This is a genomic window from Streptomyces sp. NPDC005262 (genome assembly GCF_042872425.1).
Lineage (GTDB): Bacteria > Actinomycetota > Actinomycetes > Streptomycetales > Streptomycetaceae > Streptomyces.
In genome coordinates this window covers 1-14,688 of record NZ_JBIAKK010000027.1, presented here as the reverse complement: position 1 = coordinate 14,688, position 14,688 = coordinate 1, and the positions used below count along the sequence as shown (strand labels likewise).

16 protein-coding genes are annotated in these 14,688 nt (G+C 71.9%); 6 read left to right on the top strand and 10 right to left on the bottom strand.

Features of this window, described 5'->3' with window-relative positions; all coding sequences use genetic code 11:
* Positions 1–183: 183 nt before the first annotated feature.
* Positions 184–789 (top strand): Uma2 family endonuclease, encoded by a 606-nt coding sequence (locus tag ACFYP5_RS37165; RefSeq protein WP_389044184.1) that lies wholly within the window; start codon positions 184–186, stop codon positions 787–789.
* A 57-nt stretch (positions 790–846) separates the two neighbouring features.
* On the opposite strand, the gene ACFYP5_RS37160 is transcribed toward ACFYP5_RS37165, so the two are convergent.
* The 3 genes from ACFYP5_RS37160 to ACFYP5_RS37150 form a co-directional block, all read right to left on the bottom strand.
* On the bottom strand, positions 847–2,391 hold the full coding sequence (locus tag ACFYP5_RS37160) for a PTS transporter subunit EIIC (protein ID WP_389044183.1): 1,545 nt from the start codon (positions 2,389–2,391) through the stop codon (positions 847–849).
* Between the two features lie 52 nt (positions 2,392–2,443).
* Complete coding sequence (gene murQ, locus ACFYP5_RS37155) at positions 2,444–3,421, bottom strand: N-acetylmuramic acid 6-phosphate etherase (RefSeq protein WP_389044180.1); 978 nt, start codon at positions 3,419–3,421, stop codon at positions 2,444–2,446.
* A 63-nt stretch (positions 3,422–3,484) separates the two neighbouring features.
* Complete coding sequence (locus ACFYP5_RS37150) at positions 3,485–4,405, bottom strand: MurR/RpiR family transcriptional regulator (RefSeq protein WP_389044179.1); 921 nt, start codon at positions 4,403–4,405, stop codon at positions 3,485–3,487.
* A 134-nt stretch (positions 4,406–4,539) separates the two neighbouring features.
* Between ACFYP5_RS37150 and ACFYP5_RS37145 the strand changes: the two genes are divergently transcribed.
* Together ACFYP5_RS37145 and ACFYP5_RS37140 are read left to right on the top strand one after the other, a co-directional pair.
* On the top strand, positions 4,540–4,908 hold the full coding sequence (locus ACFYP5_RS37145) for a hypothetical protein (protein WP_030933043.1): 369 nt from the start codon (positions 4,540–4,542) through the stop codon (positions 4,906–4,908).
* The gene (locus ACFYP5_RS37140) at positions 4,905–5,180 is read left to right on the top strand and encodes a DUF4031 domain-containing protein (protein ID WP_093779569.1); all 276 of its coding nucleotides are present in this window, start codon (positions 4,905–4,907) and stop codon (positions 5,178–5,180) included. Before ACFYP5_RS37145 ends, ACFYP5_RS37140 begins: the two co-directional genes overlap by 4 nt.
* Before the next feature lie 28 nt (positions 5,181–5,208).
* Here ACFYP5_RS37140 and ACFYP5_RS37135 read toward each other — a convergent pair whose 3' ends face one another.
* The 6 genes from ACFYP5_RS37135 to ACFYP5_RS37110 all read right to left on the bottom strand — a co-directional run bounded on the left by ACFYP5_RS37135 (position 5,209) and on the right by ACFYP5_RS37110 (position 11,272).
* The gene (locus ACFYP5_RS37135) at positions 5,209–6,435 is read right to left on the bottom strand and encodes a Cmx/CmrA family chloramphenicol efflux MFS transporter (protein ID WP_389044177.1); all 1,227 of its coding nucleotides are present in this window, start codon (positions 6,433–6,435) and stop codon (positions 5,209–5,211) included.
* 95 nt (positions 6,436–6,530) lie between these two features.
* Complete coding sequence (locus ACFYP5_RS37130; RefSeq protein ID WP_389044175.1) at positions 6,531–7,244, bottom strand: hypothetical protein; 714 nt, start codon at positions 7,242–7,244, stop codon at positions 6,531–6,533.
* Between the two features lie 106 nt (positions 7,245–7,350).
* On the bottom strand, positions 7,351–8,379 hold the full coding sequence (locus tag ACFYP5_RS37125) for a DUF2891 domain-containing protein (protein ID WP_389044173.1): 1,029 nt from the start codon (positions 8,377–8,379) through the stop codon (positions 7,351–7,353).
* Between the two features lie 98 nt (positions 8,380–8,477).
* Positions 8,478–9,446, bottom strand: a complete 969-nt coding sequence (locus ACFYP5_RS37120; RefSeq protein ID WP_389044170.1) for a DUF979 domain-containing protein — start codon at positions 9,444–9,446, stop codon at positions 8,478–8,480.
* The gene (locus ACFYP5_RS37115; protein WP_389044168.1) at positions 9,443–10,174 is read right to left on the bottom strand and encodes a DUF969 domain-containing protein; all 732 of its coding nucleotides are present in this window, start codon (positions 10,172–10,174) and stop codon (positions 9,443–9,445) included. Before ACFYP5_RS37115 ends, ACFYP5_RS37120 begins: the two co-directional genes overlap by 4 nt.
* 381 nt (positions 10,175–10,555) lie before the next feature.
* The gene (locus ACFYP5_RS37110; RefSeq protein WP_389044166.1) at positions 10,556–11,272 is read right to left on the bottom strand and encodes a GntR family transcriptional regulator; all 717 of its coding nucleotides are present in this window, start codon (positions 11,270–11,272) and stop codon (positions 10,556–10,558) included.
* 165 nt (positions 11,273–11,437) lie between these two features.
* Between ACFYP5_RS37110 and ACFYP5_RS37105 the strand changes: the two genes are divergently transcribed.
* Genes ACFYP5_RS37105 through ACFYP5_RS37095 form a run of 3 tightly spaced genes read left to right on the top strand, consistent with a single transcriptional unit; the run spans position 11,438 to position 13,820 of the window.
* Complete coding sequence (locus ACFYP5_RS37105) at positions 11,438–12,187, top strand: LamB/YcsF family protein (RefSeq protein WP_389044249.1); 750 nt, start codon at positions 11,438–11,440, stop codon at positions 12,185–12,187.
* A complete protein-coding gene (locus ACFYP5_RS37100; protein ID WP_389044164.1) occupies positions 12,184–12,963 on the top strand; it encodes an allophanate hydrolase subunit 1 in 780 nt (259 codons plus the stop codon). The genes ACFYP5_RS37105 and ACFYP5_RS37100 overlap by 4 nt, the downstream gene beginning before the upstream one ends.
* Positions 12,960–13,820, top strand: a complete 861-nt coding sequence (locus ACFYP5_RS37095; RefSeq protein ID WP_389044161.1) for a biotin-dependent carboxyltransferase family protein — start codon at positions 12,960–12,962, stop codon at positions 13,818–13,820. The genes ACFYP5_RS37100 and ACFYP5_RS37095 overlap by 4 nt, the downstream gene beginning before the upstream one ends.
* Before the next feature lie 23 nt (positions 13,821–13,843).
* On the opposite strand, the gene ACFYP5_RS37090 is transcribed toward ACFYP5_RS37095, so the two are convergent.
* Positions 13,844–14,688 (bottom strand): HAD-IC family P-type ATPase (locus ACFYP5_RS37090; RefSeq protein ID WP_389044160.1); only part of this gene is annotated, 845 nt, incomplete at its 5' end.

The window sequence follows — 14,688 nt, the reverse complement described above, 5'->3', positions numbered from 1 at the left end:
GCGCCACCCGTCCCTCGGGCGTGTTGCCTTACGCGGCGGGGACCTCCCGTACGAACGTCCAGGGGCAGTGAGGGGAGATCCGTGCGTTCGTCACTCGGTCGTGGGACGCTGATGGCATCGGCAGACCGCCGCAGAACCGTCGATCTACGCTCCTTTGACAGGCCGCAGGAGAGGGGACCCGTGATGACCGCCGCGATGGTCGAGAACGACCAGGCCTCTGAGGGCCGCCCATGGGACTACCTGCTGCAGACATGGCGTGAACTGGACGTGCCCGAGGGGTGGCGCGCCGAGATCGACGAAGGGCAGATCGTCTTGGTGCCACCGCCGCACGCGCATCACAACGGCATCGCCGCCAAAGTGCAGCGCAGGCTCTACCGAGATCTGCCCGAAGAGCTGGAGATCTACCAGACCCTCGGCATCCACGTGGCCCCGCTCGACAAGCTCTACGTGCCGGATCTTGTGGTCATGCCTTCGGAGCTGATCGATGCTGCTGATCCGGAATCCAGCGATCCGATGGACGCCGCTGACGCCCTGTTGATCGTCGAGATCACGTCGAAGGGAAACGCTCGGGAGGACCGGACGAAGAAGTATCGCGCCTACGCCCGCGCGGCCGTACCGATGTACCTCTTGATCGACCGCTTCGACACGCGCGGGGCGATGGCCACGCTGTTCTTGGAGCCGAACGAGGATGGGACGTACAAGCGCTCCGACGCCGTGCCGTTCGGGAAGCCGCTCACACTCCCCGAGCCCTTTGGTCCGACGCTGCTCACCGCGGACTTCCCGGCGTGACCGGGCAGCAGTGAGGGCGGCACCCGTGCGGGTGCCGCCCTCTGTTGCGTCACGGGATCAGGTGCGGGCCGGCTCCGGTGCCGGGTCGGTGAGCGGCGTGGCCGGGGTACCGGTTGCCGCGACCGTCGAAGCCGCCGGCTCCTGCGACACGTTGAACTCCGTCAGCAGGTCCCTGCTGAAGCCGAAGAAGTACGTGGCGACGAAGCCCGCCAGGTAGCCGACCAGCAGGCCGCCCGCGTAGATCGCGATCGTCGTGCCCAGGCCGTGGTTGCCGTCGAGGAGCGGGAACAGGGCCCAGCCGGACGGGCCGATCGCCGTGGAGCCGACCGCGCTGCCGAGCTGGTTGAAGAAGCCGACGAACGCCCCGCCGAACGCCCCGCCCACGCACGCCGTGATGAACGGGCGGCCGAGGGGCAGCGAGACACCGTAGATCAGGGGCTCGCCCACGCCCAGCAGACCGGCCGGGAGAGCCGACTTGATCGTCCTGCGGATCGACTCGTTGCGGGGGAGACGGAGGTAGACCGCGAGAGCCGCGCCGACCTGGCCCGCACCCGCCATGGCGAGGATCGGGAGGAGGACCGTGTAGCCCTGCTGCTCGATCAGGGTCGTGTGGATCGGGATCAGCGCCTGGTGCAGACCCAGCATGACCAGGGGGAGGAAGAAGCCGCCGAGGACCAGACCCGCGCCCGCACCGCCGTTGGACAGCAGCCAGTTGGCGAAGTCGCCGATCGCGGTGGAGACCTCACCGGCCACGTACATCAGACCGAAGATCGTCACCAGGCCGGAGATCAGCACCGTCAGCGTCGGGGTGACCAGGACGTCCAGTGCCTCGGGGACCCAGCGGCGGCACCACTTCTCCACATACACCGCGAGGACCGCCGCGCCGAGGGCGCCCAGCACACCGCCCTGGCCGGGGGAGAGCTTCTGGCCGAACGCCTCGATGTCCGCGACACCGGGGAAGACGATGATCGCGGCGACCGCACCGCCGAGGATCGGCGTGCCGCCGAACTCCTTCGCCGTGTTGTAGCCGACGAAGACGGCGATCAGCGCCATGAAGCCGGACGCCATCGCACCGAGCGCGGGCGTCACCGACGTCAGCCAGCCCAGGTTCTTCAGCAGACCGTTGAGACCGGCGATGATGCCGCAGCCGATGAGGGCCGGGATCAGCGGGACGAAGATGTTCGCGATCTTCCGGAGGAAGAGCTTGAACGGCGTGGCGTTCTTCGCCTTCCGCGCCGCCTTGATCGCGGCGCCCTGGGCGGCGAGTTCGGCCGCGGTCGTCGAGCCCGCGTCCGCGTCGGTCGAGGCAGCAGGCGCGGCGGGTTCCGGGGTCGTTGCCCGGCCCTCCTCCACCAGCTTCTCGAACTCCGGGGTGACCCGGGCGACGGTGCCCGGGCCGAGGACGATCTGGTACGTGTCGTCCTCGACCACGCCCATGACGGCGGGGAGCGCCTTCAGGGCCTCGTCGTCGACGAGCGAGCGGTCGTGCAGGCCCAGCCGGAGCCGGGTCATGCAGTGGACGACGGAGCTGACGTTCGCGGCGCCACCGACGAGCGGAAGGATCGCGGCGGCAGTGGCGCGGTTCTTGTCTTCTGTAGCCATGGTGCGTGGTGCCTTGCTGTGCGGGGGGTGCGGAGCGGTTCCCCGGATGGGGTCAGGTGGTGGTGCGTGGTGCGGCCGCGAGGGCGGCACGGAGGTGGCCGTCGGACGCGGACAGAAGGGTGGCGGCGGTGGGACCGTCGACCTGGCCGAGGATGGTGAGGATCGCGTTCTTCACCTCGCCGTCGGTGGCGGCGAGCGCGGCCTCGATCTCCTCGTCGGAGGCGCCGGTCGCGAGAGCGACGATCCGGCGGGAGCGGGCGCGCAGCTTCTCGTTGGAGGCACGGACGTCGACCATCAGGTTTCCGTACGTCTTGCCGAGCCGGATCATCGTGATCGTCGACAGCATGTTGAGGACGAGCTTCTGCGCCGTGCCGGCCTTCAGCCGGGTCGAGCCGGTGAGCAGCTCGGGACCGACGACGATCTCGATGGGGTGTTCGGCCGCGGCGCCGAGCGCCGAGTCCGCGTTGCAGGACAGGCCGATGGTCAGCGCGCCCTTGGCGCGGGCGTGCTCGACGGCCCCGATCGCGTACGGCGTACGGCCGGAGGCGGAGATGCCGACCACCGTGTCGTCGGGGGTGAGGTCCAGGGCGTCGAGGTCGGCGGCGGCCAGCTCCGTGCTGTCCTCGGCACCCTCGACGGCCGTGATGATCGCGGACGGTCCGCCCGCGATCAGGCCGATGACCTCGGACGGGTCGGTGTTGAACGTGGGCGGGCACTCGCTGGCGTCCAGGATGCCCAGCCGGCCCGGGGTGCCCGCGCCCGCGTAGATCAGCCGGCCGCCGCGGGCCATGCGGGCGGCCGTGCCGTCGATCGCCGCTGCGATCTCGGGCAGCCGGGCGGCGACGGCGGTCGGGACGGTCCGGTCCTCGCCGTTCATGATCCGGGCAATCTCCAGCGTGCCCAGCCGGTCGATCTCGGCGAGCTCGGGCCGGAACGCCTCGGTGGTGAGGGTGGCGAGCTCGGCGCGCAGCTCCCCGTACTCGGAGTCCCGGCCGGGCGTCGCGGCGTTGGCGTCGGTGGTGGAGGTCATGGACAGCGGCTCTGCTTTCTCGATCTCGTGTCTTGTGCGGGTTCAGCGCGTACGGCGTCGTGGTCAGCGGGTGCTGCGAGGGGTATGTCGGTGGGCGAGCGCCTCGTAGGAGGCGGCCAGCGCCGGGGCGGCCGTCTCGTACGTGCGCTGGGCGACGCCTATGAACAGGCAGTCCACGACGAGCAGCTGGCTCGTACGGCTCGACATCGCGGCGGGGCGCAGTTCGCTCTCCCGGGCGGTGGACGTCGTCAGCACGTGGTCCGCGTACTGCGTCACCGGGCCGTCGGGGCGGCCGGTGATCGCGATCGTCGTCGCCCCCTGGTCGAAGGCCACCCGGAGCGGTTCGATCACATCGACCGTGGAGCCGGAGTGGGTGATCGCGATCGCCACGTCGCCGGAGCGCAGCTGCACGGCGTTGGTCACCGCCAGGTGCGGGTCCATGTGGGCGTGCGCGATCAGGCCGATCCGGAGCAGCTTCTGCGCCAGGTCCTGGGCGACGAGGGAGGACGCGCCGACGCCGTAGATGTCGATCCGGCGGGCGGTCGACGCCGCGGCCACGGCGGCACCGAGCTGTACCGTGTCGAGACCGGCGGCCGTGTCGGCGAGGGTCTGCTGCTCGTCGAAGGCGAGCTTGGCGACCACATCGGCGATCGGGTCGTCGACCGCTATGTCCGCCGTGACAGCGGGGGCGCGGCCGGACTGCTGGTGGGCGGCGAGCCCGGCCAGGGCGAGGCGCAGATCCCGGTAGCCGGGGTAGCCGAGGAGCCGGGCCGTGCGGACCACGGTCGCCTCGCTGGTGCCGGTGAGCTCGGCGAGACCGGTGACCGTCAGGGCGGCGCAGCCGGCGGGGTCGCCGGCGACGGCTTCGGCGACCCGCTGCATGGAGCGGGTCATGGAAGGTGCGAGCGTCCGCACCTTGGCCGCGAGGGCGGCCGGTGCGGGCGGAGAATCACCGCTGAAACTTTCCTTCAGGTCATTGGTCACATTTGAAAGATATTTTCAACCCTGCGGCACGTCAACCCCCCTTTGGTCCTGACCTCTGGCGGAACCGAGAATCTGTCGGTACCGAAGGTCCCCTTACGGGGAAGGCCGGTTGGGTACGGGGTGAGAATGGCTCCATGGAGTTGAACCGCCTGGAGCAGGCGCTGCATACCGCCCGCGCGCTGGTGATGGCCGATCTCACGGCCGGCGACGTCGCCGAGGCCGAAATCGTCTCCCTCGTCGAGGACGCGGTGACGCACCGCCGCTGGTGGGTCGAACAGTGGCCGGACGGTGTGGAGTACCTGGTCGGTCTGGTCGCCCAGGACGTCCAGGACGCGCTGCTGGAGCGTTACGGCCGGTGGCCGCTCTGCCCGGTCTGCGACGCCGGCGACCCGCACGCCCTCGACGTCGAGCCGGAACTGGGGCCGGACCCGCGCTGGGTATGCACCAAGGCGACCGTGATGGTGGCGCGTGTCGGCGCGCTGAGCGGGGTGCTGCGCCGGTGACGGTCTATATCGACCCGCCGGACTGGCCGGGTCACGGACGCCTCTGGTCGCACCTGGTCAGCGATGTCTCGTTCGAGGAGCTGCACGCCTTCGCCGCCTCGATCGGCTGCCCGCCGAAGGCCTTCGAGCGCGACCACTACGACGTACCGGAAACCCGGTACGCGGACGCGGTGCGGGCCGGGGCCCGGGAGATCGGCTCCAAGGAACTGGTGCGCCGGCTGACGGACGCGGGGCTGCGACGCCCCAAGGGACGCCCGGTTCCCGGCAGCTGAACGGATGCGGCCGACGCGGCCGCCGGGGTCACACCGCCGGGGCGGCCGCTTCCACGGACGCCTCCGAGGGAGTCGCCGCCGCGGGCGAACCGGTCACCCGGCGCGACCTGCCCCCGCCCTGCAGCCGCAGTGACCACACCACCCCCACCACCGCCAGCACCGTCATCGCCGCGCCCGCCCAGGCCGTCGCCGCGAACCCGAAGTCCGCGTCGATCACCGTGCCGCCCAGCCAGGGGCCGCCCGTGTTGCCCAGGTTGAACGCGGCAGTCGTCGTCGCACCCGCCAGCGTCGGGGCCGCGCCCGCGATGTTGAACATGCGGGCGTTCAGCGCGGGGGCCGTGTAGAACGCCGACAGGCCCAGCAGGAACGCGAGCCCGACCGCGGCGACCTGGTTCGAGGCGAACAGTGCCAGCGCGACCAGGAAGACCGTCGACGCCGCGATGCCGCTCATCAGCACCCCGAAGAGGTGCGCGTCCGCGACCCGGCCGCCGATCGTCGTACCGATCAGCGCACCGATCCCGAACAGCGCGAGGACCGTAGGCACCCAGCCCGAGTCCAGCCCGGCGACATCCGTCAGCAGCGGCGCGAGATAGCTGAACGCGCAGAAGACCCCGCCCGCCGCCAGTGCCGTGACCGCGATCGACAGCCACACCTGACGGTCGCGGTAGATGGACATCTCCCGCTTGAGCTGCGGCTTCTCCGCAGGGAGCGGGATACGAGGGATCAGCGTCGCCACCCCGGCCAGAGCCACCGCCGACGCCGCGCCGACCGCCCAGAACGCCGACCGCCAGCCGAGGTTCTCACCGAGAAACGCCCCCAGCGGTACGCCGAGGACGTTCGCGATCGACAGCCCGCCGATCATCACGGCCATCGCTCTGGCCCGCGCGTTCACCGGCACCATCGCGATGGCGACCGCCGCACCGACCGCCCAGAACCCGGCGCACGCGAACGCGCTCACCACACGGGACGCGAAGAGCACCTCGTACGTCGGAGCGAGCGCACCCGCGACCTGCCCGAGGCCGAACACCGAGATCAGTGTGATGAGGGTGGTCCGGCGCGGCAGCCGGAGCGTGGCCACGGCGAGCAGGGGCGCACCGATCACCATGCCGATGGCGAAGGCGGATATCAGGAGCCCGGCCCGCGGGATCGACACGCTCATGTCGTCGGCGATCGGCGGCAGCAGCCCGGAGAGCATGAACTCGCTCGTACCGAGTGCGAAGACCGAAAGGCCCAGAATGTATACGGCCAAAGGCATACGGGTGCGATGACGAACGGCAGATTCGGGCATGACAGGTGCCAACGACGATGTAGGCCGTTACATTCCCGTATCGGCGGATCGTGCCGACCGTCTCAACGGGTGAGCAGCTCGAGCTCCGTCAGCAGGTTCTGCCGGGCGCGCGGCTCCCACTCCGCGATCCCGTGCGGCGTACGGAACAGTCTCGGCAGTCCCAGCAGTTGACGCAGCACGGCTGCCCGGCCGTCCCGGAACGCGTCGTCGGGGACGAAGCCGTACTCCTCCCGCACCTGAGCCGCGTACTCCGCGTACTCCTTGGGGGCGGCCGCCAGGATCGCCAGATCCGCGTCGCACAGCACCTCGCCGTTGGTGTCGCCGGCCGCCGGGTCGTGAGTGACGGTGAGCCGGACCAGCCGCGCCACTTCGGCGGTGATGCCGCCCGGGACACCGGCCTCGGGCAGGGCGCGCTCGGCCAGAGCGGCGCTGCGCTCCTCGTTCTCCGAGCGGTCCGGGCGGTACACCGCGTCGTGGAACCACGCGGCGAGACGGACGGCGTCCGGGTCGGCGGCGTGGCCGGCCAGTGTGTCGATGCGGTCGAGGACCGCCGTCAGATGAGCGGTGGTGTGGTAGCGGCGCTGCGGTTCGGCCCAACGGGTCAGCAGGTTGTCGGCGTACGGCACGGGGTCGGGACCACCGGCGCCGCCTCGGGCGCCGGCCAGCGCCTCCCGCCAGCGGCCACGGAGGACGTCGGCGGCGGTTCCCGCTTCGTGAACGCCGCCCGCCTCGTGGGCGGCCCCGGAGGCACTGCTTTCGCGCGAGCTGTCGGTCATGGGACGACCCTACGGGCCGGCCGGTCACCTGAGGACCGGGCCGGGCGTCGTCCACCGGGGCGGCCCGTCGAGGGCCGCCCCGGTCGTTGCGCGGGTGCCGGACCGGTCAGTGGCCGGGCGGGGTGTCCAGGGCCAGTGCGGCGAAGGTGGCCAGCCAGTGGTCCGTGCTGAAGTCACCGGAGGAGACCGACGGCAGGCCGACGGCGAGATGAGCCTCGGCCGAGGCGGTCAGCGCGGTGTGGGCGGGGCCCTCGCCCAGCGCGCCGGCGATCGTACGCAGGGCCGCCGCCCGGCTCATGGTGAGGCCCAGGAGGTGGCCGATCTGCGGGTCCGAGTGGTCGGAGACCACGGGCGGGGTGAGCAGCGGAGAGTCCGTCAGCCCCGGCAGGAACCTGGCCAGCCAGGTCCGGAACTCCGCGACGGGGAGCACGCGGCGCATCGCGTCCGCCTCGGTCAGCGCGGGGGAGAGGAAGTCCTGCCCGGACGGCTCCCAGTGGGCGGGGGCGTCATGGTCCTCGGCGAACCAGCTGCGCAGCCGTTCCGCCACCGCGTCGAGCACGGGGCGGGGCAGACCGGCGCGCTCGCCCGCGTCCAGGACCATGCCCAGGCCGAAGGCGCTGTTGGGGTGGATTCCGTGCCTGATCGGGTACGTCGCCTTGGGCAGCCAGGCGGTGAGGAGTTCGCCGACCGTCTCCACGGCAGGGGCGAGGGCGTCGGCCCAGCGGTCGCCCTCGGGGGTGGCGAGCGCCCGGCACTCCGCTGCCAGGGCCACCAGCCACGCCCAGCCGTAGGGGCGTTCGAAGTGCGGGCGCTTGCGGAGATACGCCGCCTCGACGGCGAGGTTCTCCTGGGTGAGGTGGGAGTTCAGTACCTCGTGGACACGGGTGGTGACCGTGGCCGGGAGGTCTCCGGTGGTGGAGAAGCGGCGCAGCAGGCGGACGAGCAGCCAGTGCATGTGCACGGTGGAATGCCAGTCGTACCCGCCGTAGAACGCGGGGTGCAGGGTGCGGGGCGCGACCAGTTCCTCGGGGCCGGCGTACAGGTGGGCAGGGGCGTTGGGGTACTCGCGTACGACGTTGGCGAGGGCCAGTTCCGTGAAGGGGACGGCGTACGTGGCAGGGAGCGCGGGGGACATCGGGGTCACTCCAGAGGGGTGGGCGAGCGGCTCGGGTCAAGGGGCGGCCCGGGCCAGGGGGCAGGGGTGGATGGGGCTCGGGTCAGGGGCGGTCCGGGTCAGAAGGCGAAGAGGGCCATGATCGCGACGTTGCAGACCAGCAGTGCCGCCGCGGTGGGGAGCTGGGCCTTGATCGGGCCGTACTGGTCCTTGAGTTCGAGCAGAGCGGCGGGAACCAGGTTGAAGTTGGCGGCCATCGGGGTGACGAGGGTGCCGCAGAAGCCGCAGAGCATGCCGATCGCGAGGATCGCGGGCGCGTTGCCGTTCATCTGCTCGATGAGGACGGGCCAGCCGATCGCTGCGGTCATCACCGGGAACGCGGCGAAGGCATTGCCCATGACGACGGTGAACAGCGCCATGCCGCAGCAGTAGACGGCCACGGCCACGAACTTCTGGCCGTCCGGAAGCATCGCCTCAGTGATCCTTCCGACCTGCTCGCCGACACCGGCGGACTGGAAGATCGAGCCGAGGACTGCGAGCAGCTGAGGCAGGATCAGCGCCCAGCCCATCGATTCCAGCATGTTGCGGCCGGAGTGCAGCGGCACGGAGATCTTCCGCTCGCGCAACAGCACCATGCCCACGATCAGCGCGGCGATGGCGCCGACGCCGAGGCCGAGGATGGTCTCGTACCCCGGTTCCAGGACCGGTTCGCCACCGATCTTCCAGTTCTTCACGAGCGTCGCGCAGATCATCGCGACGACGGGGATGGTGAGAGCCGGAAGGAACAGCTTGTTGCCGAAGCGGGCGGCCGAGGCTGCGCGCTTCTCGCGGGAAGGAGTGTGTGACGCGCCCTTGCCGGTGAGACCGCAGCCGCCCAGGACGATCAGGATCAGGACGGCGACGCCCAGGGGCTCGGCGGGGAGGGACTTGTCGACGACTCCGGTGGAGTAGAAGAATGCGGCGCCCAGCAGACCCCAGAAGCCGGCTGATCCGAAGCGCTTGGGGTTGCTGCGGTCCATGACCATCTGCGCGGCCATGACGAGGAACACCGCGCCGACCAGCCAGAAGAAGTACTCGGACTTGATCACTTGGCGTCCTCCGTCCGGATCCCGGCGTGCGTCGTCAGGTCGTTCTCGGCGGCGGCGACCGCGAGTTCGCGCTCCAGCTGCCGGTCCAGGTTGAGCAGGCGGGCCCCGTGGATCAGGAACGCGCAGATCGCGGACGGGATCGCCCACAGGGCCAGGTGCAGGGGTTCGAGGTGCTGGTCGTACGTGGAGTTCACGAAGCCGGTGATCAGCAGGATCGATCCGATGGCGATGAAGCAGTCCTCACCGAAGAACACTCCGATGGTGTCGGCGCCCGAGGCGTGCGAGCGGACCTTCTCGCGCAGCTTCTGCGGCAGCGGACGACCCGCCTTGGCCTCGGCGGCGGCCTCGGCCATCGGGGCGATCAGCGGCCGCACACTCTGCGCGGGGCCGCCGATGCTGGTGAGGCCGACGGAGGCGGTGAGCTGACGTATCAGCAGGTAGAGCGCCAGGAAGCGGCCGGTGGTCAGCCTTCCGAGCTTGCCGATGAGAGTACGGGCCTGCTCCTGGAGTCCGTACCGCTCGAGAAGCCCGATGACGGGCAGGGTGATGACGAAGACGGTCACGGAGCGCGCGGAGGCGAAGCTGTTGCCGAACGTGGCCAGCACCTCCTGCGGGGAGAGCTTGCCGAGCAGCCCTGTGACGATGCCTGCGACACCCACCACGAGGAGGGGGTTGCGGCGGGTGGCGAATCCGAGGATCACCACGAGCACGCCGAGGAGAACGATCACGCGTCGGCCTTCTTCCGCGCATGGACGTGCAGGCGGGCCTGCTCGGTCCTGATCAGACGGGGGGTAGTGCGCGAGACATTAAGCGATTGTTCAACAAACCCACAAGGGTGCTGGCTACATGGATTGCAAAGTGTGAGGTGGGGCGGCGGTGTGGCCGGGGCGGGCAGTGCGCCGTTCGGTCGGTCCGGGTGGCAGATGGTGCGATTCTGCTCCTGATCTGCGGGTTCGCCCGGAAGGAGTCGGCCGTGTGACGTGAGGGGCGGGATTCGGGGAATGGCGCGGATTGTGGAACGTTCCGCGCGTGACGCGGGCCCGGCGCGGGCTGAGTGCCGGGCCGTGCACAGTGGGGCGGTCGTCGTGCGGCGGGTGTCCGGGGCGGCGCTATCGCGCGGTCAGGCGCTCCGCGTACGCCTCCGCCAGCTGGCGCCGTGAGTCCTCCAGGTAGAAGGCCAGCATCCGCTCGGCGCCCGCGGCGTCGCCCTCGGCGAGCCGGTCCGCGATCTCCCTGTTGCGGGAGAGGTAGGGCTCGTGGAACCGGCGCGGGTCGGCCATCACATGGAAGGCGAGCCGCAGTTCGGCGAGGACGTTGCGCATCAGCTCGTCCGTGCGGGGGCTGTTCGCGAGTCCGGCCAGGGCCTGGTGGAAGCGGATGTTGGCGGTCGAGCAGACCGGCCAGTCGCCGGCCAGCGCCGCCTGCTCGCCCGTCGACACGGCGGCCTCGACGGCCGCCAGGTCGTACGGCGGCTCGCCCAGCGTCCGCAGGGCGGCGCATTCGACGAGCAGCCGGACCCGGTAGATGTCCACCAGGTCGTCGACGGCGAGGACGCGGACGAAGACGCCCTTGTTGAGCCGGTGTTCCAGGAGGCGCTCGTGCGACAGCAGGCGGAACGCCTCGCGCAGGGTGTTCCGGGACACGGCGAGCGCTCCGCTGATGCTCTCCTCGGAGAGCCGGCTGCCCGGCGGGAAGTACCCTTCGGTGATCCGGTCCCGCAGGATGGCGGCGACCCGCTCGGCGGTGCCGGACCGGGCCAGGGAGGCACCGTCCGCCGCCAGTTCCGAGAGATCCGGAGAAGTCCGGCCGCCCGCATTCCCCGTCATGCCCCGTCCTCCGCCTGTTGCCGTGCGCGTCGTCCGGTGCGCACTCTGCGCCCAGTGAACCGCACGGGTGTCTCGCTCCCCAAGCCGGGTCTTGTCAGATTGTTGAACAATCGCTAGCGTGCGCTCGTGATGGATCTGACGAACCCGACGAACCCGGCGAGCCCGATGGATCTCAACGCGGATCTCGGCGAAGGGTTCGGGCACTGGACCCTCACCGATGACGACGCGCTGCTCGACTGCGTCACCAGCGCCAATGTGGCCTGCGGCTTCCACGCGGGCGACGCCTCCGTGATGCGGCGGGTCTGCGACATCGCGGCCGCCAGGGGTGTCCGGATCGGCGCCCAGGTCGCCTACCGTGATCTGGCCGGCTTCGGGCGTCGCTCCATGGACGTGCCACCCGCCGAGCTCACCGCCGAGATCGCCTACCAGATCGGTGCCCTGCGGGTCTTCGCCGAGGCGGCCGGCTCCACGGTCGCGTACGTCAAACCGCACGGCGCCCTCTACAACCGCGCCGTCTGGGACGACGGCCAGGCCGCAGCCGTGGTCGAGGGCGTCAGACTGGCCGGCGGGGACCTGGCGGTCCTCGGACTCCCCGGGTCGCGCCTGCTCGACCACGCCCGGGCCGCCGGTCTCACCGCCGTCGAGGAGGCCTTCGCCGACCGCGCGTACACCCCGCAGGGCACGCTGGTCCCGCGGAGTGAGCCCGGCGCGGTGCTGCACGACGAGGACGAAGTCGTACGCCGCAGTGTCGGGATGGCGGTGGACCGGGGCGTCACCGGCGCGGACGGCAGCCGGATACCCGTCGCGGCACGCTCGCTGTGCGTGCACGGCGACACCCCGGGCGCGGCAGCGCTGGCACGCAGGATCAGAGCGGCGCTCGAAGAAGCGGGCGTGGCCGTGCGGGCGTTCGCATGAGCGCGGGTGCCGGCGCCGCGCGTGGGGTCACGGCCGAGCGGGGCGTCCGCACGGGACGGTCCCGCGACGCGCGTACGTCCGGGTCACCGGCAACGGGCGCCCCGTCCCGCGACGCGGGCACCCCGGCCGGCATCCGCGTCCTTCCCGCCGGGGGCGGAGCGCTGCTCGTCGAGCTGTCCTCCGGTGAGCACGCCGAGGCCTTCCACGCCGAGCTGCTGCGGCGTCGCGCACGCGGCGAACTGCCCGCCGTACGAGAGATCGTTCCCGGTGCACTGACCGTCCTGCTCGACGGCATCGCGGACCGCACCCCGGACGGCTGCGCGCGGCTCGCCCGGGAGCTCGTCTCCTGGGAGGTGCCGCCGCTGCGGCGCGACGCCGGGGATGCCGTCGAGATACCCGTCGTCTACGACGGCCCGGACCTCGCCGACGTCGCGGCGGCCTGGGGCGTCACCGTCGCCGATGTGCCCCGCATCCACGCCGGGACCGAATTCCGGGTGGCCTTCTGCGGGTTCGCACCCGGCTTCGGCTACCTCACCGGCCTTCCCGAGCACCTGCACATGCCACGCCGCGCGACTCCGCGCACCAGGGTTCCGGCCGGTGCGCTGGCCCTCGCGGGGGCGTACACCGGGGTGTACCCGCGCCCGTCGCCCGGCGGCTGGCAGATCATCGGGCGGATGCCCGAGCCGGGCGAACTGTGGGATCCGGCCCGCGAACCGGCCGCCCTGCTGAGCCCCGGGGCGCGGGTGCGTTTTGTCGCGGCGGAGGAGCGGTCATGACCGGTGCCATCGAGGTGGTCAGGGCCGGAGCCCTGACCACCGTGCAGGACGCGGGCCGTATCGGCTGGGCGCACCTCGGGGTGCCGCGCGCCGGCGCCCTGGACGCCCCCGCCCGCCGACTCGCCAACCGGCTGGCCGGAAACCCCGCGGACGCGGCGCTGCTGGAGACGACCGCGACCGGCTGCGCCGTCCGCCCGGACCGGCCGGTGGTCGCCGTCGTCGGCGGCGCGCCCTGCCGGGTCACGGTCGACGGGCGGCCCGTGGCCTGGGGGACACCCGTGCACGTACCGGCGGGCGCGGTGCTCGACGCCGGCCCCGCGGTGCAAGGGCTGCGCAGCTATCTGGCGTTCGGGGGCGGTCTGCTGCCGGAACCGGTGCTGGGCAGCAGGTCCGCGGACCTGCTCTCCGGGCTCGGCCCGGCCCCGCTGCGCGACGGCGACGTACTGCCGCTGGGATACGGGGCGTCGCGGCCCGCGGCCCCCGACACCGTGCCCTGGCCGGGCGCGCCCGCCGAACTCGTTCTCCCCGTACGCCTCGGCCCCCGCCACACCTGGTTCACGGATCAGGCGCTGCGCACGCTCACCACGGCCACGTACCGGGTCTCGCCGCACAGCAACCGGATCGGACTGCGCACGGAGGGCCCGGCCCTGGCGCGCGCCCGCGAGGGCGAACTGCCCAGTGAGGGGATGGTGCTCGGCGCCATTCAGGTGCCGCCGGACGGCCGCCCGGTGGTGTTCCTCAACGACCATCCGACGACCGGGGGCTACCCGGTCGTCGGGGTCGTGGACGAGACCGCACTCGCGGGGGCGGCACAGGCGGTGCCGGGCACCCGGGTGCGGTTCGTGAGCGCGGGCTGAGCAACGGCTCCGCCGGGCCGGTCCTACGCCGCCGCGCGGAACCCCCGCAGCCGCAACGAGTTGCCCACCACGAACACCGACGAGAACGCCATCGCCGCCCCCGCGATCATCGGGTTCAGCAGCCCCGCCGCGGCCAGCGGCAGCGCCGCCACGTTGTAGGCGAACGCCCAGAACAGGTTCGTGCGGATCGTCCCCAGCGTCTTCCGGGACAGCCGGATCGCGTCCGCCGCCGCCCGCAGGTCCCCGCGGACCAGGGTCAGGTCGCCGGCCTCGATGGCCGCGTCCGTGCCCGTGCCCATCGCCAGGCCCAGGTCCGCCTGGGCCAGCGCCGCCGCGTCGTTGACGCCGTCGCCGATCATCGCGACCGAACGTCCCTGCGTCTGCAGCCGCTTGACGACATCGACCTTGTCCTCGGGCATGACCTGCGCGTACACGTCGTCCCGGTCGATCCCGACCTCCGCCGCGACCGACTCCGCCACCGCCCGGTTGTCCCCGGTGAGGAGGAGAGGGGTCAGGCCCAGGGCCCGCAGCCGCGCGATCGCCTCGGCGCTGGTGCCCTTCACCGCGTCGGCGACCTCCAGGACCGCCCGCGCCTCGCCGTCCCAGGCCACCGCGACGGCCGTCCGTCCGGCGGCTTCCGCCGCCGCCTTCTTCCGGACGAGCTCCCCAGGCAGGTGGATCTCCCACTCGGCGAGCAGCTGCTCGCGGCCGACGAGGACGGCGTGGCCCTCGACGACACCCTGGACGCCGAGGCCCGCGAGGCCGGTGAAGTCCTCGGGGACGGGGGGTGCCGCGCCGGTTCGTTCGCGGGCGCCGGTGGTGATGGCTTGGGCGATGGGGTGCTCGGAGGCGTGCTCCAGGGCGCCTG

Bases quoted from the DNA above. Each gene is read 5' to 3' on its own strand.
- ACFYP5_RS37130 (WP_389044175.1), bottom strand. From the start codon at position 7,244: ATGACCGACAGCTCGCGCGAAAGCAGTGCCTCCGGGGCCGCCCACGAG.
- ACFYP5_RS37165 (WP_389044184.1), top strand. From the start codon at position 184: ATGACCGCCGCGATGGTCGAGAACGACCAGGCCTCTGAGGGCCGCCCA.
- ACFYP5_RS37100 (WP_389044164.1), top strand. From the start codon at position 12,184: ATGAGCGCGGGTGCCGGCGCCGCGCGTGGGGTCACGGCCGAGCGGGGC.
- ACFYP5_RS37095 (WP_389044161.1), top strand. From the start codon at position 12,960: ATGACCGGTGCCATCGAGGTGGTCAGGGCCGGAGCCCTGACCACCGTG.
- ACFYP5_RS37110 (WP_389044166.1), bottom strand. From the start codon at position 11,272: ATGACGGGGAATGCGGGCGGCCGGACTTCTCCGGATCTCTCGGAACTG.
- ACFYP5_RS37160 (WP_389044183.1), bottom strand. From the start codon at position 2,391: ATGGCTACAGAAGACAAGAACCGCGCCACTGCCGCCGCGATCCTTCCG.
- ACFYP5_RS37145 (WP_030933043.1), top strand. From the start codon at position 4,540: ATGGAGTTGAACCGCCTGGAGCAGGCGCTGCATACCGCCCGCGCGCTG.
- ACFYP5_RS37105 (WP_389044249.1), top strand. From the start codon at position 11,438: ATGGATCTCAACGCGGATCTCGGCGAAGGGTTCGGGCACTGGACCCTC.
- ACFYP5_RS37135 (WP_389044177.1), bottom strand. From the start codon at position 6,435: ATGCCTTTGGCCGTATACATTCTGGGCCTTTCGGTCTTCGCACTCGGT.
- murQ (WP_389044180.1), bottom strand. From the start codon at position 3,421: ATGACCTCCACCACCGACGCCAACGCCGCGACGCCCGGCCGGGACTCC.
- ACFYP5_RS37125 (WP_389044173.1), bottom strand. From the start codon at position 8,379: ATGTCCCCCGCGCTCCCTGCCACGTACGCCGTCCCCTTCACGGAACTG.